Source organism: Pseudomonas sp. NPDC089406 (assembly GCF_044900265.1).
GTDB lineage: Bacteria > Pseudomonadota > Gammaproteobacteria > Pseudomonadales > Pseudomonadaceae > Aquipseudomonas > Aquipseudomonas fakonensis.
Window position 1 is genome coordinate 112,713 of the sequence record NZ_JBJDNC010000004.1, and the last position, 19,342, is coordinate 132,054.

Here is a 19,342-nt window from a genome sequence, read left to right on the forward strand (position 1 = left end):
AGGGCTGCACAGCAGCCCCAAAGGTCCATGTCCCACCACCGGTGGTACACTGTCCGCCACATAGCCTGAATATAAAGAGGGGAGGCCAGGTTGCAGATCAGCCTGCAGCCTCCCCGAATGTTTCTGGATAAAGCATGAGAATACTGATCATTGGCCCCAGCTGGGTCGGCGACATGGTGATGGCGCAGACCCTGTTCCAGTGCCTGAAGCAGCAGCACCCCGAGTGCGCGATCGACGTGCTGGCCCCCGAGTGGAGCCGGCCGATCCTCGAGCGCATGCCCGAGGTGCGCCAGGCCTTGAGCTTCCCGCTCGGCCACGGCGCGCTGGAGCTGGCCACGCGCCGGCGCATCGGCAAGTCGCTGGCCGGCCAGTACGACCAGGCGATCCTGTTGCCCAACTCGCTCAAGTCGGCGCTGGTGCCGTACTTTGCCGGCATCCCCAAGCGCACCGGCTGGCGCGGCGAAATGCGCTACCTGCTGCTCAACGACGTGCGCAAGCTGGACAAGGCCCGCTACCCGCTGATGATCGAGCGCTTCATGGCCCTGGCCTACGCGCCGGGCACCGAACTGGTGCAACCTTACCCGCGCCCGAACCTGCAGATCGAGGCCGCCAGCCGCGACGCCGCCCTGGCCAAGTTCGGCCTGGAGCTGGACCGCCCGGTGCTGGCGCTGTGCCCCGGCGCCGAGTTTGGCGAGGCCAAGCGCTGGCCGGCCGAGCACTACGCGCAAGTGGCCGATGCGATGATTCGCCAGGGCTGGCAGGTGTGGCTGTTCGGCTCGAAAAACGACCACCCGGGTGGCGAGCAGATTCGCGACCGGCTGATCCCGGGCCTGCGTGAAGAGTCGTACAACCTGGCCGGCGAAACCTCGCTGGCCGAGGCCATCGACCTGATGTCCTGCGCCCAGGCGGTGGTGTCCAATGACTCCGGGCTGATGCACGTGGCCGCGGCGCTGAACCGCCCGCTGGTGGCGGTGTATGGCTCGACTTCGCCGGGCTTCACCCCGCCGCTGGCCGATCAGGTCGAGGTGGTGCGCACCGGCATCGAGTGCAGCCCGTGCTTCGAGCGCACCTGCCGCTTCGGCCACTACAACTGCCTGCGCCTGCTGGACCCTGCAAAAGTCATCGCTGCCCTGCACAGCCTGGGCGGGCCGAACCTGATCGATACCGTGGCTGAGGTCGACTGAGTGCGGGTCCTGATTATCAAGACGTCGTCGCTGGGCGACGTCATCCACACCCTCCCGGCGCTCACCGACGCTGCCCACGCCATCCCCGGCATTCGTTTCGACTGGGTGGTGGAAGAAGGCTTCGCCGAGATCCCCAGCTGGCATCCGGCGGTTGACCAGGTGATTCCGGTGGCCATTCGGCGCTGGCGCAAGAACCTTTGGCAAACCCTCAAGAGCGGCGAGTGGAAGGCGTTCAAGCAACGCCTGCGCGAGCGCAAGTACGACCTGGTAATTGACGCCCAGGGCCTGGTCAAGTCGGCCTGGCTGACCCGCTACGTGAAGGCGCCGGTGGCCGGGCTCGACCGTTATTCGGCCCGCGAGGGCCTGGCCAGCCGTTTTTATGACCGGCGCCTGTCGGTTGCGGTCGGCCAGCATGCCGTGGAGCGGGTGCGCCAGCTGTTCGCCCTGGCCCTGGCCTACGACATTCCCGAAGGCCTTGGCGACTACGGCCTGGATCTTGCGCGCCTGCAACTGCCGCCCACCGCGCCCTACGTGGTGTTTTTGCATGGCACCACCTGGGCCACCAAGCACTGGCCCGAGGCCTACTGGCGCGAGCTGGCCGAGCGCATGGGCCGGCGCCAGTTGCAGGTGCTGCTGCCCTGGGGCAACCCGGCGGAGAAGGCCCGCGCCGAGCGCATCGCTCAAGGCTTGAACAACTGCCAGGTACTCCCCAAATTGAACCTGGCAGGGGTTGCCCGCGTACTGGCCGCCGCCAAGGCCTGCGTGGCCGTGGACACCGGCCTCGGCCACCTGGCCGCCGCGCTGGATGTGCCGACCATCTCGCTGTTCGGCCCCACCAACCCTGGTTTGACCGGCGCCTACGGACGCGCCCAGGTTCACCAGGCGAGCAACTTCCCCTGCGCCCCGTGCCTGCAGAAGAAGTGCACCTACAAACCGAGCGCCGAGGACCTGCGCCGGTTCGATCTCAAACGCGAGTGGCCGCTGTGCTTCACTCGCCTGAATCCCGAGCATGTGGCGGGCCGCTTGAGCGCGCTGCTGCTGGCTGAGGATGTTCGTTGATGCAACTGGCTTTCGTGCTCTACAAATACTTCCCCTTCGGCGGGCTGCAGCGCGATTTCATGCGCATCGCCCTGGAGTGCCAGAAACGTGGCCACCAGATCCGCGTGTACACGCTGATCTGGGAAGGTGACATTCCGCCGGGCTTCGAGGTGCTGGTGGCGCCGGTCAAGGCGCTGTTCAACCACCGCCGTAACGAGAAGCTCAGCGCCTGGATGGAAGCGGACCTTGCCAAGCGCCCGGTCGACCGCCTGATCGGCTTCAACAAAATGCCGGGGCTGGACGTGTACTACGCCGCCGATGGTTGCTTTGAAGACAAGGCCCAGACCCTGCGCGGCGGCCTGTACCGCCGCTGGGGCCGTTACCGGCACTTTGCCGAGTACGAGCGAGCAGTGTTCGCCCGCGATGCGCGCACCGAGATCCTGATGATCTCCGAGGTGCAGCAGCCGCTGTTCATCAAGCACTACGGCACCCCTGAGCAGCGCTTCCACCTGCTGCCGCCGGGCATCTCGCAGGACCGCCGGCGCCCGGCAGACGCCGACGCCATCCGCGCGCAGTTCCGCCAGGAGTTCGGCCTGGGCGATGACGACCTGCTGCTGGTGCAGATCGGTTCGGGCTTCAAGACCAAGGGCGTGGACCGCAGCCTCAAGGCCCTGGCGGCCTTGCCTTCGGCGCTGCGCAAGCGCACCCGGTTGATGGTCATCGGCCAGGACGACCCCAAGCTGTTCCAGGTGCAGGCCGCCGCGCTGGGCGTGAGCGAGCAGGTGCAGTTCCTCAAGGGGCGCAGCGACATCCCGCGCTTTTTGCTGGGCGCCGACCTGCTGATTCACCCGGCCTACAACGAAAACACCGGTACCGTGCTGCTCGAAGCGCTGGTGGCCGGCTTGCCGGTGCTGGTGTCGAAGGTGTGCGGCTACGCCCATTACATCGCCGAGGCCGACAGCGGCCTGGTGCTCGACGACCCGTTCGAGCAGGACCAGCTCAACGGCTACCTGCAACGCATGCTCGAAGACGGCCAGGCCCGCGCGGCCTGGTCGCGCAACGGCGTGGCCTTTGCCGACAGCGCCGACCTGTACAGCATGCCGCAGCATGCTGCCGACGTGATCCTGGCCGGGGGGCAGGCATGAAGCTGATATTGGCCGAGCCGTTCAAGCGCCTGTGGGCCGGGCGCGACCCGTTCGAGGCGGTGGAGCAACTGCAGGGCGAGGTGTACCGCGAGCTGGAAGGCCGCCGTACCCTGCGCACCGAAGTCGCTGGCGAGGGCTTTTTCGTCAAGATCCACCGCGGCATTGGCTGGGGCGAGATCTTCAAGAACCTGTTCAGCGCCAAGCTGCCGGTACTCGGTGCCGGCCAGGAATGGCGGGCCATCCAGCGCCTGCACGAAGTGGGCGTGCCAACCATGACCGCCGTCGCCTACGGCGAGCGTGGCAGCAACCCGGCCACCCAGCACTCGTTCATCGTCACCGAAGAGCTGGCACCCACCGTCAGCCTGGAAGACTTCAGCCTGAACTGGCTCAAGCAACCGCCCGAGCCGCGCCTGAAGCACGCGCTGATCGCCGAGGTGGCGAAGATGACCGGCGGCATGCACCGCGCCGGGGTCAACCACCGCGATTGCTACATCTGCCACTTCCTGCTGCACACCGACCGCCCGGTGACGGCGGATGACTTCAAGTTGTCGGTGATCGACCTGCACCGCGCGCAAACCCGCGCGACCATCACCCGCCGCTGGCGCGACAAGGACTTGGCCGCCCTGTACTTCTCGGCCTTGGACATCGGCCTGACCCGCCGCGACAAGCTGCGCTTCCTGCGCGGTTACTTCCGCCAGCCGTTGCGCCAGGTGCTCAAGGACGAGGCGGCGCTGCTGGCCTGGCTGGAGCGCAAGGCGCAAAAACTCTACGACCGTAAACAACGCTATGGGGATGCACTCTGATGGCGGGTTGGACACTGGCGCCAGGCTACGCACACCTGGCGGCGGACTTTGGCAGCATCGATGCGGTGTTCGCCCTGCAGGGCGAGCGCCTGACCCGTGACCCGCTGAGCGAGGTGATTCGCATCCAGCGTGACGGGGTCAATTACTACGTCAAGCGCTACACCGGCGCCGGCAAGCACATGCGCCGCTACCTGGGCCGCCCGCGGATCAAGGCCGAGTGGCAGAACCTCAAGCAGTTCGCCAAGTGGGATATCCCCACCGCCGAGGTGGTGGCCTGGGGCCTGGAGCGCAACGGCCTGGCCTTTGGTCGTGGGGCGATGATCACCCGCGAGCTGCCCAACACCGAGGACCTCTCGGCGCTGGCCGAGCGCAACGACCCACGCTTGAAAGACCGTGCCTGGGTCGAGCATGTCAGCCGCCAATTGGCGCGCCACACGCGGGTGATGCATGACCACCACTTCGCCCACAACGACCTGAAGTGGCGCAACCTGCTGGTGGATGACCAGGGCACGCTGTTCTTCATCGACTGCCCGACCGGCGACTTCTGGCGCGGCTTCATGCTGCGCCACCGCCTGATCAAGGACCTGGCGTGCCTGGACAAGGTCGCCAAATACCACCTGTCGGCGACCCAGCGCCTGCGCTTCTACCTGCAGTACCGCCGGCATGACCGCCTGACCGCCCGCGACAAGCGGCGCATTCGCCAGGTGCTGAGCTTTTTCGAGGGAAGGGAATGACCGACTACCTGGCCGGCGCCGACAAGGCGCTGCTGACCCGCCATGGCCTGGGCGATTTCGAGGCGCTGTGGGCACTGCAACTGGATGCGGTGGACGAGCCCAACACCGGCCGCGGTGGCTGGAGCAGCGTGTTTCGCCTGGAGCTGGAGGGCAAGGGTTACTACCTCAAGCGCCAGAGCGACTACCTCACGCGCACCCTGCACAGCCCGTTCGGCGAGCCCACCTTCGCCCGCGAGTTTCGCAACATCAGCCGCTACCAGAAGCTCGGCATTCCGGCCCTGCAGGCGGTGTTCTACGGCGAGCGCAAGCAGGGCGGCCAGCACCGCGCGGTGCTGCTGACCCGCGCCCTGGACGAATGGACCGACCTCGACCAACTGCTGGCCCAATGGGCGCAACTGCCTGCCGCGCAGCGCCAGGGCATTCTGCAGGCCTGCGGCCTGCTGGCGCACACCCTGCACGGCGCCGGGCAGATGCACGGCTGCTTCTACCCCAAGCACATCTTCCTGCGTGAGCGCCGCGAAGGCTGGCAGGCGCAACTGATCGACCTGGAGAAAACCCGCCCGCTGCTGTTCGGCATGCGTGACCGGGTCAAGGACCTGGAGCCGCTGCTGCGCCGCGCTGCGGTATGGAGCGAAGCTGATGTGCGGGTGCTGCTGGGCGCCTACCTCGGGCAGCCACAAGACAGCGCGGTGGTGGGTACCTGGCTGCAACGCCTGACCCAGCGCCGCCGCCACAAGGAGGGCCGCTGATGCGCCTGTCCGAACTCAAGGCCGCCGGGCGCAGCCCGGCGCTGCCGCTGAGTGTCACCCTGGCCGATGCCGCCGGGCCGGCCGACCTGCAACTGCTGAGCCTGCTGCGGGTGCTGCCGGGCCAGCGCTATGTCGGCGCCGGTATCTGGCGCGGCACCAAAGTGCTGGCCAAGCTGCTGGTGGGCCGCCACGCCGCGCGGCATTTCCAGCGTGAGCTGGAGGGTGCCCGGCTGTTGGCCGGGCAGGGCCTGACCACGCCGCGCCTGCTGGCCGACGGGTTGAAGGAAGGCGAGGGTGGCTGGCTGCTGTTCGAGTTTCTGGAAGACGCCGAGAGCCTGGCCGACGCCTGGGCCAAGGTTGAGCACCTGCCGATGCTGGCCGACGAGCAGCATCAGGTGTTGGGCGAAGCGCTCACGGCGGTTGCGCACATGCACGCCAAGGGCCTGTGGCAGGAAGACCTGCACCTGGACAACCTGCTGCGCCAGCACGGCGAGCTGTACCTGATCGACGGTGCCGGCATCAAGGCCGAAACCCCCGGTCAGCAGCTGTCGCGCCAGCGAGTGCTGGAAAACCTCGGGGTGTTGTTCGCCCAGTTGCCCAAGCGCCTGGAGCCGTTCATCGAAGAGGCGTTGGTGCACTATGTGATGGCCAACGCCGAGCACGCATTGCCGCTGGAAGCCCTGCAAAAGCAGGTGGACAAGGTGCGCAACTGGCGCCTGAAGGATTACCTGAACAAGGCCGGGCGAGAGTGCACGCTGTTCAGCGTCGAGCGCAACTTGTCGGGCCTGCGGGCCATTCCCCGGGGCGAAGTGCAGGCCATGTTGCCGGTATTGCAGCAAGCCGACGCGCTGCTGGAGCAGGGCCACCTGTACAAGACCGGCGGCGCTGCCAGCGTGGCGCGTATCGAGGTCGATGGCCGGCCGCTGGTGCTCAAACGCTACAACATCAAGAACACCGCCCACTGGTTCAAGCGCTTCTGGCGCCCGAGCCGCGCCTGGCATTCGTGGATCGAAGGCCACCGTTTAGGCTTTCTCGACATCGCCACGCCGCGCCCGCTGGCGGTGCTGGAAACCCGCACCCTGGGCCTGCGCAACCGCGCCTACCTGCTCACCGAGTACATCGACGGGCCGGACCTGGCGGCGTGCTTTGCACCCTTCGTCGACAGCGGCGAGGCGCCGGACGAGCAGGTCGAGGCCTTGGTGCAACTGATGCAGCAGCTGATTCGCGAGCGCATCAGCCATGGCGACTTCAAGGGCCACAACCTGTTCTGGGTGAACGGCCAGTGGTCGCTGATCGACCTCGATGCCATGTGCCAGCACGCCACCCAACTGAGCTTCGCCCCGGCCTTCGCCCGCGACCGGGCGCGCTTGCTGCGCAACTGGCCGAGCAGCAGTGCGTTGCATCAGCGGTTGGACAAGGTGCTGCCAAGGTTGGCGGACTGAGCCGTCGCCTTGCTCGATTTCCAAGCGCTGACGCAATTCCTGTAGGAGCGGCCTTGTGTCGCGAAGGGGGCGCGTAGCGGCCCCGGCGATTTTGTATGAGGTCGAGATCCTGGGGCTGCTGCGCAGCCCTTCGCGACACAAGGCCGCTCCTACAGGGACCGCACGGGCTTTAGGTTTGCTCTGTACCTGTAGGAGCCGGCTTGCCGGCGATGAGGCCGGTACAGCCAACCCAAAAGGGTCTGCGTCAACCCGGCAGTGCCAACCACTCGCTGCTACGCCCCGCCTGGCGCACGCGGATGCGCCATTGTTCATCCACCTTGCGCAGCACCGCCCACACCTGCACCGGGCTCGCCGGCACTTGCAGGTGATAGCGCCCAGGCAGCAAATGCCGGCGTACCGGCAGGCACCAGTCGCCCACTCGCAATTGCAGTTGCCCGCCTTCATCGAACAGGGCTTCTTCACCATTAACCGCAGTGGCCCCCGGCGTTGCCGGAAGTTGGCAGCTTTCAAGCAACTGCCGCAGGTCCGGCAGCCCGTCATGCCATAGCAGGGGCGAGTCCACCACCCACTCACCCTCGGCTTGCCGGCGCAGCGGCAGCTTGAGGTAGGCGTCCGGCTGGCGCGGGTCGATGGCCCGCCAGCGCTGGCCGTCGAAGGCTACTTGATAGTGGCGGCCCAGCTTGTCGCGGATGAAGTACTGGGTCAGGCCCGGTTCGGGTGCGACCATTTCATAGATCACATCCCCTTGCGGGCCGATGTTGCGCAGGCGCAAGCGGCTGACCTCGGGCTTGGCCACATAGTGGTCGGCCAGCGGCGCCGGTGGCGGGTGCGGCAAGCCGCGAAAGGCCCGGCGCAATACGGCGGAACCGGCATAACTGTTGATGCCGTCCACCGTGTGGCTGAGGGCGCCCAGCGCATGGTGCAGGGCCGCTTCGCGGTCTTCGTGGTGCATCGCCTCGAAGCCGTCCCAGATGCAGATGGCCGCACGCCCGAAGGCCAGCGCCGAGAGCGCCGGGTGCGGCAGCACCAGCCCCACCAGGTCGAGCAGCAGGCGCAGGGCATTGACCCCGGCCTGGCCGATCAGTTCGCGGTTGCTGCTGCTGCCGGCATCGACCTCGGCCAGCAGTGCCTGGACTTCGGCGCGGTACAGCGCGCTGAACAGTTCACCTTCGATGGCGGGAGTATCCAGTTCCGGCCCCAGGCGGCCCTTGCTCAGCAGTTTGTCGATGTACGCGGCGTTGGCCAGTGGCATGCGTTCGCTCACATAGTCACGCAGCGCCTTGTCGGCGCGCAGCGCTTTGAGCAGCGCCCGGGTGTTGCGATAGTCGCGCCACGGGCGGCGGTCGGGTGCATCGGGGGTATACAGCAGCAGGGCCGGCCGCCCGGCCTCGGTGCTGTTGATCAGCAGCACACCCTGTAGCGTATGGCCCTGGATCACCAGTTGCTGCACCGCCAGCCGTGGCACCGCGGTTTGGCCAGGCAGGCCAAGGGTGGCCAGTGCCCAGTGGTAGCTGCGCTCGAAGGGGTCTGCTTGCAGGTGGCCGGCATACCGGGCCTTGACCAGTTCGGCGTGCATCAGTGCGCGCTTGACCAGTGCATAGGCCCATTGGCGCCAGCGGCCTTCGGGGGCATCGAGCAATTGCCTGCGCAGGTGGCGTTGGTAGCCGCTGCCGGCGTCCAGCTCGCGCACCATGGCCTTGACCCGCTGCGCGCTGAGGCTGGGCAGTGGCGTACCGTCCTTGTGCAACACCCGCGCGGTCAGCCAGTAGTCGGTGTCGAACCAGGCAATGTTGTACAGGGCCAGCTCATCGAGGCGGTAACTGGCCGCAACGAACTCGACGGTACCGCTTGGGCGCGGCAGGTTGGAGACCGCAATGTAGGCCGAGGGCAGCAAGGGGTTCAGCAGCGGGCCGACCTGCCGGGCAAGGGTGACGCTGACCTGGATGTCCTCGGGCGCAAGGTTCAGCCCGGGGTCGCGGCGCAGGCGTTCGCGCAGGCGCAGGCGTACCCAGCCCAGCAGCGTGTCGCGCTGGCGGAACTGCTCCAGGGTGAGAATGCCGGGGGCGGCGGCCTGGGTGATGGCCGCCGCCAGCGCCTGCAGGGTCTGCATGACATGGCTCAAGGCCTGGGGCGTGGCGGTTTGCTGCCAGGCCGGCAGGTTCTTCTCCAGCAGCAGTGCGTTGCGGGTGCTTAGTGCGTGGCGGCTGTCGATCACCGGGGCAAGGTCCAGCGCTTGTGCAAGCGCCGTGCTCAGGGCCTCAAGGTCAGGCGCTACACCGTGCTGCCAGGCAGTGTTCCAGGCCAGGGCCAGGCGTTGTTGCTGCACGTCGATCACGGCCTGTGCCTGGTACTCCACCAGGTCTTCGTCGAAATGCTCGTAGCGTAGCCGGTCTGCGTGGCGAACCTGCTCGCGGCCCTGCTCGTCGCTGAGCAAACCCAGCAACGGCTGGCCTTGCACAGGGTCTTCGAGGCGCTCGCACAGCTCAAGGTGCAGTTCGGCCAGGCTGGCAAAGGCCTCGACACCATTGCCCAGGCTGCACAGCAGCACCTTGCCAGTGGCTTGCGCGGGGTCCGCTGTGCTGCCCGTGGAGGCGCCGGCAACCAGTACCAGCAGCCCCGGGACCTGTAGCCTGCGGTTGGGGCTGAGGGTGCTGAATACAGGGCGGAAGATTTGCGGGCGGGATGGCGCAGGCAGGTGATTGCGTTGCCAGTCCAGCGGCAGCTCCAGGCAGGTGCGCAGCAAGCTGATGTGATCGTCGTGCAAGGTCTGGTCGGCCAGGCGCAGGTCGATTTCTGCCTGCAATTGCTGGCGGCGGATGGCTTGCAGTTGCTGCTGGCGTGAGCGCCCTATAGGTGCCGTGTCGCTCCAGAAACCGGCCAGGGCGCTGAACAGCTGCTGGCGCATCTGCGGTGCGGGCAGCTCTGGCTGCAAGCGTGGCTGGCCCTGTTGCAGGTCGCTGAGTTGGCGGTCGAGGTCTTCGAGGCGTTGCAATGCAGTCATGGTCGGGCTCCGTGTGGGGGGGAGCCGGACCATGCCCTGGCCTTGCAAGGGTGCGGTGGTAGCCGGCTATCGCCGCCAGAAGCCGCTCAGGCCCAAGGCCGCCGAAACCCCCAGCCCGACCCAGGCCAGCACATCCCAGGCGCCATCGCCCAGCAGTGCGGCGAACAGCCCGGCGAGGCTAAGCGCGGCCACCAGCGTCGGCCAGGCGAAGATCCTGCGGGTGCTTTGCGATTTGTGGCTCATGCCCGCGCCTCCCTGGGCCGGCGCTGCTTGCCCCACCACAGGTACAGGCCGCTGCCGAGCACGATGATGGTCAGCAGGTCGAGCACCGCCCAGAGCACCTGCATCGGCCGGCCGCCATAGTCGCCGAAGTGCAGCGGCTGCGACAGGCCCATGGCATCCATGTACCAAGGGCGTTCGCCGACCGCAGTGACGGCCAGGGTGCGGGCGTCGATCAGTACCGGGGTGAACAGGTGCGAGGTCAGCGGTGTGCTGCCGTTCATGAACACCGCGTAGTGGTGCTCGCTGGAAAAGCGCGTGCCGGGGAAGGCGATGAAGTCCGGGCGCATGCCGGGGGCGGCCTGTTCAGCGATCTGCAGCAGCTGGGTGGCCGGTGCGCGCTCAGTGAGCGGCGGCGCCTCGCGGTAGGGCGCGACCATGGCGGCCAGGCTGTCGTTGCGCCAGGCGGCGATGACCAGGTCGGACAGCGCGCTGACCACCCCGGTAACGCCCACCACCAGCGCCCAGCTCAGCGTCACCACGCCGATCAGGTTGTGCAGGTCGAGCCAGCGTAGCCGTGATGATTTTTCGTGGCGCACGGTGGCGAACTTCAGGCGGCGCATGAAGGGGGCGTAGAGCACCGTGCCGGAGATGATCGCCATCACGAACAACAGGCCCATGAAGGCCAGCAGCAGCTTGCCGGGCAGGCCTGCGAACATGTCCACGTGCAGGCGTAGCATGAGCATCATGAAGCCGCCGTTGGCGGCCGGCATGGCCACCGCTTCGCCAGTGCGGGCGTCGAGCATGAAGGTGTACGAGGCGTTGGGCTCGGTGCCGGCAGTGGCGGCAGTGATCGCCAGCACGCCGTCGGGCTCGTCCTTGTCGAAACCGAAGTACTGCACCACCTCGCCCGGGCGGTGCTCCTCGGCCTTGAGCACCAGTTGCTGCAGGTCCAGGTGCGGGGTGCCGGCGGGCATCTGGCGCAGCTCGGCGGCATCGCCCAGCAGGTGTTCCAATTCGTGGTGGAAGATCAGCGGCAGGCCAGTCAATGCCAACAGCAGCAGGAACAGCGTGCAGACCAGGCTGCTCCAGGTGTGGATGAAGGACCAGCGGCGGATGGTTTGGCTTTTCATCAGGGTTCAGCCTTTGTTTTACGCAACGCCATCGCAGGGCAAGCCCGCTCCCACGTATGAAAACGTGGGCGCGGGCTTGCCCTGCGATGGGCGTTTACCACTTGTAGGTGGCGCTGGCGACGACGCTGCGCTGGTCGCCGTAGTAGCAGTAGAAGCCGTCGCAGGTGGAAATGTAGTCCTTGTCCAACAGGTTGGTGGCGTTGAGTGCCACCGAGGCGCCTTTCAGGCTGTTGTCCAGGCGGCCGAGGTCGTAGTGCACGGACGCATCGAACACGGTGTAGGCCTTGGCCTTGCCCAGCCAGGTGTTGCCTTGGTCACCGTAGGTATTGCCGGTGTAGCGCGCGCCGGCACCGATACCGAAGCCGTCGAGCACCCCGCTGTGCCAGGTGTAGTCGGCCCACAGCGAGGCTTGCTGGTTGGGCATCAGCTGCAGGCGGTTGCCTTTGTACTGGCCGTCCTGCACTTCGGATTTGGCCAGGGTGTAGGCGGCGATCACCTTGAGGTTCTCGGTGACGTCGGAGGTGGCTTCGAGCTCGAGGCCGCGGACCTTCACTTCGCCAGTCTGGCTGGTGATCGGGGTGCTGCCGACGAAGCTGGTGACCGAGACGTTCTTCTGGGTCAGGTCATATACCGCAGCACTGAGCAGGGTGTTGGAACCCGGTGGCTGGTACTTGATGCCCAGTTCCCACTGCTGGCCTTCGGTCGGCTTGAGCGAACTGGTCGAGGTGACGTCGGCCTTGCTGGTGGGCTGGAACGACTCGGCGTACGACAAGTAAGGCACGAAGCCCGAGTCGAACACGTAGCTGATCGCCGCGTTGCCGCTGAACTTGCGATTGAGCTGGCTGTTGTCGGAGTTGTCCTTGACGAAGTGGGTGTCGGTCTTCACCCAGTCCTGACGGCCACCCAGGGTCAGGCGCCATTTGTCGAGGGCCATCTGGTCCTGGATGTACAGGCCGGTCTGGCGGGTTTTCTGGTCGTAGTCGTAGAACGCGTCGGAACGCGGTGGGCGGGTGATGGGGGCGCCGGTTACCGGGTTGTTCACATTGATGTTCGTCGCGTTGCCGAAGATCGCCGTGTAGTTGTTGTTCATGCGCTGGTGGTCCAGGCCGAGCAACAGGGTGTGGTTGACGGCACCGGTGCTGAAGTCACCTTGCAAGTTGTTGTCGACGGCGAACTGGCTGATGTCTTCGTCGACGTTGGTGGTGCCGCGGCCGGTGTTGCCCTGGTCGTCCACCACATAGCCGAGGGCTGCGAAGGCTGGAATGTAGCTGCGCACGGTGACGGTCTGGAACGCCAGGTCCGACTTGGTATAGCGCAGGTTCTGACGGAACTGCCAGACATCGTTGATACGGTGCTCGAACGCGTAGCCCAGTGCGTAGTAAGTGCGGTCGTAGAAATCGTAATCCGGGTCGCCGAGGTTCTTGTGGTGGGAGATCTTGCCGAATGGCATGTCGATCTTGGTGCCCTGGATCGGATAGAACTGGCTGGTGACGCCGGTATCGTCGCGGGTGAACTGGCTGAGGAAGGTCAGCGAGGTGTCGTCGTCGATGTTCCAGGTCAGGCTGGGGGCGATGTTGTAGCGTTTGTTCTCGATATGGTCGATTTGCGTGTCGCTGTCGCGTACCACACCGCTGACGCCATAGAGGAACTGGCCCTGGTCGTCGATCTTGCCGGTGCTGGCGAAGTTGATCTGGCGGTGGTTGTCACTGCCGTACTGCACTTCGATTTCGTGGGCGCTTTCGGCTTGCGGGCGGCGGCTGACCATGTCCAGCAGGCCGCCGGGCGGGGTCTGGCCGTAGGTCGAGGAGGCCGGGCCGCGCAGCAGCGCCAGGCGGTCGAGGTTCCAGGTTTCGGCTTTGGGGTTGGCGTACACGCCGCGTGGCAGCGGCAGGCCGTCGAGGAACTGGGTCGGCTCGAAGCCGCGCACGCGCATCCAGTCGTAGCGGGTGTCGCTGCCGTAGCTGGCGGAGACGATACCCGGCATGTAGCGCACGGCATCATCCAGGCTGTGCACGCCGCGGTCTTTCATTTGTTGGCGGGTGGCGACCGAGATCGAGCGGGGGGCCTCGACCAGCGCGGTGTCGGTCTTGCTGCCGACTGCGGTGCGCTTGGCCAGGTAGCCGTCTACCGGGCCCCAGGCGCTTTCGCTGTCACTGCTGGCATTGATGCTGGTTTCCGGCAGGGCCAGGCTGCCGTCGGGGACGGCCACCAGGCTGTAGCTGCCGGCGCTGCCCTGTTGCAGTTGCAACCCGGTACCGCGCAGGGCCGCCTGCAAGGCACTGACGCCGTTGTACTGGCCCTGGACTGGCGCCGAGGTACGGCCGCTGGCCAGTGCCGGGTCCAGTGCCAGGGCGATGCCGGCCTGGCTGGCGATCTGGTTCAGGGTGCTGGCCAGGGGGCCGGCGGGCAGGTCGTAGGCGCGCACCGCGGACTGTTCGGCGGCGAACAGGGTGGTGCTGGCAAGCGGGGTGGCCAGGCCGATGGCCAGGGCCATCAGGCTGGGGCGAAGCAAAGCATCAACGGCACGGGACATGGCGCGTCTCCTCGACGAATATGTGCTGGTTGCTTCCTTGCCGAGTGAGATTGGGAAAGTGACAGGGGTGGTGGTAAGAAATTTCTGATTTTTTGTGAGGTGAGGCTGAGGGCCTCATCGCCGGCACAGGCGAATGCTGGCACCGGCTGTGCCGGTGATCGCCGGCAAGCCGGCTCCTACAGGATCGCGCGAAGCCTGAACCAAGCGCCGTACCTGTGGGAGCGGCTCATCGCGCGAATCGATGCGTATCAGCGGGCGCTGACGGTGACCCACCATTGCGTGTGGCGCTCGATCTTCACCGGCAGGGCCGGCAGCAGCGAGGCCAGGGCCAGGTCGGTGTCGGTCAGCGGGAAGCTGCCGCTGACGCGCAGGTCGGCGACCTCGTCGGTTACGCCCAGATGGCCGTTGCGGTACTGGCCGAGAGTGCCCAGCAGGTCTTTCAGGCGTACGTTGTCGACCACCAGCATGCCGCGGGTCCAGGCGTCGGCGCCTGCCGCTACCGGCTCCACCGGGCCCAGGCCATCGGCGCTCATCAGCACCTGGCGGCCTTCGCTGAGTACCTGTTCGTCGCCGCTGTTGTGCGGTTTGGCCGCCACTTGCGACTGCAACACTTCAAGGCGCGTGCCGGCGGCCTCGCGCTTGACCAGAAAGCGCGTGCCCAGCGGGCGCAGGCGGCCGTCGGTGGTGCGCACCTGCAGCGGGCGCGGGTCCTGGTGGCCGGTTTCGACCGAAATCTCGCCCTGGTGCAGCACGATCACCCGTTCATCGCCCTGGTAGTTGATGTCCACTGCGGTGTGGGTGTTCAGGCTGAGCAGGGTGCCGTCTTCCAGGCGCAGGGTGCGCAACTCGCCGGTGCCGGTGCGCTGGTCGGCCAGCCAGTAGCTGGCCGAGAGGCTCGGCAGCCCGGCCCAGGCCAGCAGGCCGCCGAGCACCAGCATGCCGGTCAACCCGCCGAGGCGCTGGCGCATGCCGCTGCGCGATTGCAGCAGGGCGTTGCGCGCAGGGCCGGCGGCGGCGTTGACGCGCTGGTCGAGCAGCCCCAGTTGCAGCCAGGCGCGGGCGTGCTCTTCGTGGGCAGCGTGCCAGCGCATGAATTCGTTGCGTTCGTCCGGGGTGCCGCTGCCCTGGTCCAGGCACAGCTTCCAGGCAATCGCCGCTTCCAGCACCTGGCTGGAAACCGGGGCGTTGCTCATGTCGGCTCACCGTACAGGGCGATGTAGCACTGGCGCATGCCTTGAGCGATGTACTGGCGCACCCGGGAAACCGACACCCCCAGGCGTTCGGCGATTTCGGCGTGGCCCATGGCGTCCAGGCGGTTGTGCAGGAAGGCGGCGCGGGCCTTGCTCGACAGCTTGCCGAGCAGGCGGTCGATGGCCTTGAGGTCTTCGAGGATCAGGTACTGCAGCTCGGGCGAGGGGTGTTCGGCTTCGGGCAGCAGGGCCAGCTCGCTCAGGTAGGCCTGCTCGAGGGCGGCGCGGCGGAAGTGATCGAACAGCAGGCCCTTGGCCACGGCGACCAGGAACGCGCGGGGTTCGCGGGGGGCGTCCAGGCGATCGCGGCCGAGCAGGCGCACGAAGGTGTCCTGGCTCAGGTCCTCGGCACGTTGGCGGCAGGCGGTACTGCGCTGCAGCCAGGCCAGCAGCCAGCTGCGGTGGTCGCGGTACAGCGCTCCGACCAGATCGGCGTGTGGGCTGTGTGCGGGGGTCAAGGCCGCCTCCCGAAAAGAATGCGTTAACTAACGATAATTATTCGCGATTCTGGCAGAGGCAGGGGTGGGGATGCAATTGACGCTTATCGGATTGCCATCATCAAAGGGCAGGCATTGCAGGCGCGCCGCGCCCTTTGTAGGAGCGGCCTTGTGCCGCGAAAGGGCTGCGCAGCAGCCCCGGCGATTTTGCATGAGACCGAGATCCTGGGGCTGCTGCGCAGCCCTTTCGCGGCACAAGGCCGCTCCTACAGGTTCCGGGGTTGTCCGGCATGATGTTACAGCCCGTGGTTCTGCACCTTGCGTCGGCGCCACTGCTTGAGGCGCTGTTCCAGTTGCAGCGGGCTGTCGAGCTGCTGGCGGCGGGCCTGGCTGAACAGGATCAGGGCAAGCTCTGCGGTTACCTGGGCGTCGGCGCTGGCGTGGTGGCGGGCTGCCACTTCCAGGCCGAAGCGGGCGATCCAGTCGTCCAGGCCGGCTTCGCGCAGCACGGTGTCGGGGTTGAGCAGCGGGGCCAGTTCGGCTACGTCGATGAAGGTGTGCTGCAGGCGCAGGCCCAGGCTGTCCTTCAACGCGCGGGCCAGCATGCGTTGGTCGAACGGGGCGTGGAAGGCCAGCACGGGACTGTCGCCGATGAACGCCATCAGCTCCAGCAGCGCCTCGGCGGGGTCTGCACCTGCGGCCAGGGCGCTGGGGCCCAGGCCGTGGATCAGCACGCTGGCGTTGGTTTTTTGCTCGGGGCGATGCAGGGTGCGCTCGAACGGGTGGCCGAGGTCGATGGCACCGTCCTCGATGGCCACCGCGCCAATCGACAGTACCTGGTCGCGGTTCAGGTTCAGGCCACTGGTTTCGAGGTCCAGCACCACCCAGCGCTGTTCGCGCAGCGAGCACACCGCCAGTGGCGCCGGGGCGGGCAGGGCCTTGATGCGCTGGCGCAGGGTGTCGGGCAGTTCGGGGGCGGGTGGGCGCAGCCAGGCGAGCAGGTTCATAGCTGGTACCGCAGGGCCAGGCTGGCTTGCAGGCGCTGGGCCTGGCGCAGCGACTCGCGCAGGATGCGCCGGTCGAGGTGGTTGAGGCTGTCCGGGTCGAGGCGGTTGGAGTACGGCAGGTTGTCGCGGGTCTGGCGCTGGTGCTGCTGCATGCGGGTTTGCTGGATGAAGTGGTAGGCCTCTTCATAGGCGGCGCCGTCCAGCGGCTCGATCACGCCCTTGGTGATCAGCTGGCGCAGGCGCTCCAGGGTGTTGCAGGCGCCGATGCCGTTGGCCAGGGCCAGCAGCCGCGCGCCGTCGACGAAGGGCGTCAGGCCCTGCACCTTGAGGTCGAGGGTGGCGGCCTTGTCATCGCCCTGGCGGGTCAGCACGAACTCGCGCAGGCGCCCCACCGGTGGGCGCTGGCGCAGGGCGTTGTCGGCCAGCATGCGCTGGAAGATGCGGTTGTCGGCCACCTGCTCCAGCAGGGCGCGGCGCAGTTGCTCGCAGCCCTGCTCGTCGCCCCACACCACCCGCAGGTCGAAATAGATGCTCGAACCCAGCAGGTTCTCGGGGCTGGCTTCACGCACGAAGCCTGCAAAGCGGCGCGCCCACTCGCTGCGCGACAGGCACAGCTCGGGGTTGCCGGCCATCACGTTGCCCTTGCACAGGGTGAAGCCGCATTGGGCGAGGTTGTGGTTGATGTGCTGCGCCAGGGGCAGCAGTTTGGCGCGGATAGCATCGGCCTCGGCGCTGCTTTGCGCCTCGAACAGGATGCCGTTGTCCTGGTCGGTGTGCAGGGTCTGCTCGCGGCGCCCTTCACTGCCGAAGCACAGCCAGCTGAACGGCACGCCGGGGTCGCCGCGCTCGGCAATGGCCAGCTCGATCACCCGGCACACGGTGTGGTCGTTGAGCAGGGTGATGATCTGGGTGATCTGGGTGGACGAGGCGCCGTGGGCGAGCATGCGCTCGACCAGTTGGCCGATCTCGCCGCGCAGCGACACCAGGCTGTCCAGCCGCGGGGCATGGCGGATGGTGCGCGCCAGGTGCACCAGGTCGACCCGTTGCAGCGAGAACAGGTCGCGCTCGGAAATCACCCCGCACAGGCGCTGGTTGTCCACCAGGCACACGTGGGCGATGTGCCGCTCGGTCATCGCCATGGCGGCATCGAAGGCGCTGGCCTGGGGGCTCAGGTGGAACGGCCGGGCGGTCATGTAGCGCTCGATCGGCGCAGTCAGCTCGGCGCTGGCATCGGCCACCACCTGGCGCAGGTCGCGCAGGGTGAAGATGCCGAGGGGGGCGCGCTCCGGGTCGACGATGACGATGCTGCCGACCTGCTGCTCGTGCATCAGGCTGACGGCTTCGCGCAGCGGGGTGTCGGGGCTGCACACCACTGGGTGACGCAGCGCCAGTTCGCCCAGCGGGGTGTTCAGCGAGTACTGGGTGCCGAGGGTTTCGACGGCGCGCTGGCGCACCTGCTGGTTGACCTGGTCGAGCAGGCTGCTGACCCCGCGCAGGGCGAAGTCGCGAAACACTTCGGACATGGAGAACACGCGAATGAACGCGGCCTTATCCAGTTGCAGGCAGAAGGTATCCTCGCCGGCCAGGTGCTCGGTGCGGGTGGCCCGCTCGCCCAGCAGGGCGGCCAGGGGGAAGCACTCGCCACCGGCGATTTCGAAGGTGGTCTCGGTGCCGGGGCGGGTGACGTGCTGGCGCTCGCCCACCACGCGGCCCTGCTTGACGATGTAGAAGTGCTCCACCGGGCCGTCGGCGGGCTTGATGATGCTTTCCCCGCTGGCATAAAAGCGCAGCTGGCACTTTTCCACCAGGTAGGCCAGGTGCCCCTGTTCCATCTGGTTGAACGGCGGGAAGCGCTGCAGAAACTGCAACGTGCCCTGGATGTTCTGCAGTACCGCAGTCCTGCCGGCCTGGGTGTAGGCGTCCTTTTTGCTCATGAAGCTGACCGTATCGCTACGCCGAACTATATATATCTATCTATAGGGCTCGGCTTTGTTGTTCTGGCCCCCATGGTCGGCTGGCCGGTGGGCGGTGCCCATTGGACGTAAGTCTAGAAATGCAGCTGTCAAATTGCCGACGAAAGGTAGGCCGGCTAGCCCGGCTTTTGCGGTCCAACCGCGTGAGCGAGATATTTTTGACGAGATGGCCATGGTTGAGCATGACGATATTCTGAGTGACGCCGAGCGTGCGGCGTTGGCTGTGGTCAGTGCACCCGTGCCGCCGAGCCCGATCGTGCTGGTGGTGGATGACAACCCGGTGACCAGCGAGGCGCTGCGCCTGTACCTGAAAAGCCGGGGCATCGAGTGCATGAGTGCCGATGGCGCCCAGGAGGCGATGTTCAAGCTGCATTACGAACCGCGCATTGCGCTGATGATCACCGATTTGCGCATGCAGCCCAGCGATGGCATTGACCTGATTCGGCAGATTCGCGAGTCGGAACGGGCGGCGTTGTCGATCATCGTAGTGTCGGGCGACACCGATGTGAAAGAGGCGGTGGACGTGATGCACCTGGGGGTGGTGGATTTTCTGCTTAAACCGGTGGACCTGGGCAAGTTGCTGGGGTTGGTGCGCCGGGAACTGAAATTGGAGTGAGGCAAAAAGCATCGCCGGCAAGCCGGCTCCTACAGGGTTTGATGTAGGAGCCGGCTTGCCGGCGATTGGCTTTGACGC

Annotated in this window: 16 protein-coding genes; 8 read left to right on the forward strand and 8 right to left on the reverse strand. The window is 66.7% G+C overall.

The genetic code is table 11. The features are described from left to right. Positions 1-134: 134 nt before the first annotated feature. The 7 genes from waaF to ACI2KK_RS04305 are packed head-to-tail and all read left to right on the forward strand — an operon-like array spanning position 135 to position 7,095. Entirely contained in the window at positions 135-1,184 is a 1,050-nt protein-coding gene (waaF, locus tag ACI2KK_RS04275) for a lipopolysaccharide heptosyltransferase II (RefSeq protein ID WP_404667997.1), read from the forward strand. Continuing rightward, entirely contained in the window at positions 1,185-2,243 is a 1,059-nt protein-coding gene (gene waaC / locus ACI2KK_RS04280) for a lipopolysaccharide heptosyltransferase I (RefSeq protein WP_369989272.1), read from the forward strand. Then, on the forward strand, positions 2,243-3,367 hold the full coding sequence (locus tag ACI2KK_RS04285) for a glycosyltransferase family 4 protein (RefSeq protein ID WP_404667998.1): 1,125 nt from the start codon (positions 2,243-2,245) through the stop codon (positions 3,365-3,367). The genes waaC and ACI2KK_RS04285 overlap by 1 nt, the downstream gene beginning before the upstream one ends. Next, complete coding sequence (gene rfaP, locus ACI2KK_RS04290) at positions 3,364-4,170, forward strand: lipopolysaccharide core heptose(I) kinase RfaP (RefSeq protein ID WP_217887417.1); 807 nt, start codon at positions 3,364-3,366, stop codon at positions 4,168-4,170. Before ACI2KK_RS04285 ends, rfaP begins: the two co-directional genes overlap by 4 nt. Beyond that, positions 4,170-4,904 carry a lipopolysaccharide kinase InaA family protein gene (locus ACI2KK_RS04295; RefSeq protein WP_404667999.1) on the forward strand — a complete coding sequence of 245 codons (735 nt, stop codon included), beginning with the start codon at positions 4,170-4,172 and terminating at the stop codon, positions 4,902-4,904. Before rfaP ends, ACI2KK_RS04295 begins: the two co-directional genes overlap by 1 nt. Next, positions 4,901-5,653, forward strand: coding sequence for a lipopolysaccharide kinase InaA family protein (locus ACI2KK_RS04300; RefSeq protein ID WP_404668000.1), 753 nt, complete (start codon positions 4,901-4,903; stop codon positions 5,651-5,653). The genes ACI2KK_RS04295 and ACI2KK_RS04300 overlap by 4 nt, the downstream gene beginning before the upstream one ends. Further along, entirely contained in the window at positions 5,653-7,095 is a 1,443-nt protein-coding gene (locus ACI2KK_RS04305; RefSeq protein WP_404668001.1) for a lipopolysaccharide kinase InaA family protein, read from the forward strand. Before ACI2KK_RS04300 ends, ACI2KK_RS04305 begins: the two co-directional genes overlap by 1 nt. Positions 7,096-7,339: 244 nt before the next feature. Here the strand turns inward: ACI2KK_RS04305 and ACI2KK_RS04310 are convergent, their stop codons facing one another. From ACI2KK_RS04310 to ACI2KK_RS04345, 8 genes are all read right to left on the reverse strand, one after another. After that, the gene (locus tag ACI2KK_RS04310; RefSeq protein ID WP_404668002.1) at positions 7,340-10,096 is read right to left on the reverse strand and encodes a dermonecrotic toxin domain-containing protein; all 2,757 of its coding nucleotides are present in this window, start codon (positions 10,094-10,096) and stop codon (positions 7,340-7,342) included. Positions 10,097-10,162: 66 nt separating this feature from the next. Continuing rightward, entirely contained in the window at positions 10,163-10,339 is a 177-nt protein-coding gene (locus ACI2KK_RS04315; RefSeq protein ID WP_404668003.1) for a hypothetical protein, read from the reverse strand. Then, positions 10,336-11,448 carry a PepSY-associated TM helix domain-containing protein gene (locus ACI2KK_RS04320; RefSeq protein ID WP_404668004.1) on the reverse strand — a complete coding sequence of 371 codons (1,113 nt, stop codon included), beginning with the start codon at positions 11,446-11,448 and terminating at the stop codon, positions 10,336-10,338. The genes ACI2KK_RS04315 and ACI2KK_RS04320 overlap by 4 nt, the downstream gene beginning before the upstream one ends. 94 nt (positions 11,449-11,542) lie before the next feature. Further along, complete coding sequence (locus ACI2KK_RS04325; RefSeq protein ID WP_404668005.1) at positions 11,543-13,981, reverse strand: TonB-dependent siderophore receptor; 2,439 nt, start codon at positions 13,979-13,981, stop codon at positions 11,543-11,545. A 248-nt stretch (positions 13,982-14,229) separates the two neighbouring features. Further along, positions 14,230-15,174, reverse strand: coding sequence for a FecR domain-containing protein (locus tag ACI2KK_RS04330; RefSeq protein WP_404668006.1), 945 nt, complete (start codon positions 15,172-15,174; stop codon positions 14,230-14,232). Continuing rightward, a complete protein-coding gene (locus ACI2KK_RS04335; protein WP_404668007.1) occupies positions 15,171-15,689 on the reverse strand; it encodes an RNA polymerase sigma factor in 519 nt (172 codons plus the stop codon). The genes ACI2KK_RS04330 and ACI2KK_RS04335 overlap by 4 nt, the downstream gene beginning before the upstream one ends. A 275-nt stretch (positions 15,690-15,964) precedes the next feature. Beyond that, on the reverse strand, positions 15,965-16,675 hold the full coding sequence (locus ACI2KK_RS04340) for a PolC-type DNA polymerase III (RefSeq protein WP_404668008.1): 711 nt from the start codon (positions 16,673-16,675) through the stop codon (positions 15,965-15,967). Further along, positions 16,672-18,609, reverse strand: a complete 1,938-nt coding sequence (locus ACI2KK_RS04345; protein ID WP_404668009.1) for a DUF294 nucleotidyltransferase-like domain-containing protein — start codon at positions 18,607-18,609, stop codon at positions 16,672-16,674. The genes ACI2KK_RS04340 and ACI2KK_RS04345 overlap by 4 nt, the downstream gene beginning before the upstream one ends. Before the next feature lie 211 nt (positions 18,610-18,820). Here ACI2KK_RS04345 and ACI2KK_RS04350 point away from each other — a divergent pair, with 211 nt between their 5' ends. After that, on the forward strand, positions 18,821-19,264 hold the full coding sequence (locus ACI2KK_RS04350; RefSeq protein ID WP_404668010.1) for a response regulator: 444 nt from the start codon (positions 18,821-18,823) through the stop codon (positions 19,262-19,264). The last annotated feature ends 78 nt before the right edge of the window (positions 19,265-19,342 follow it).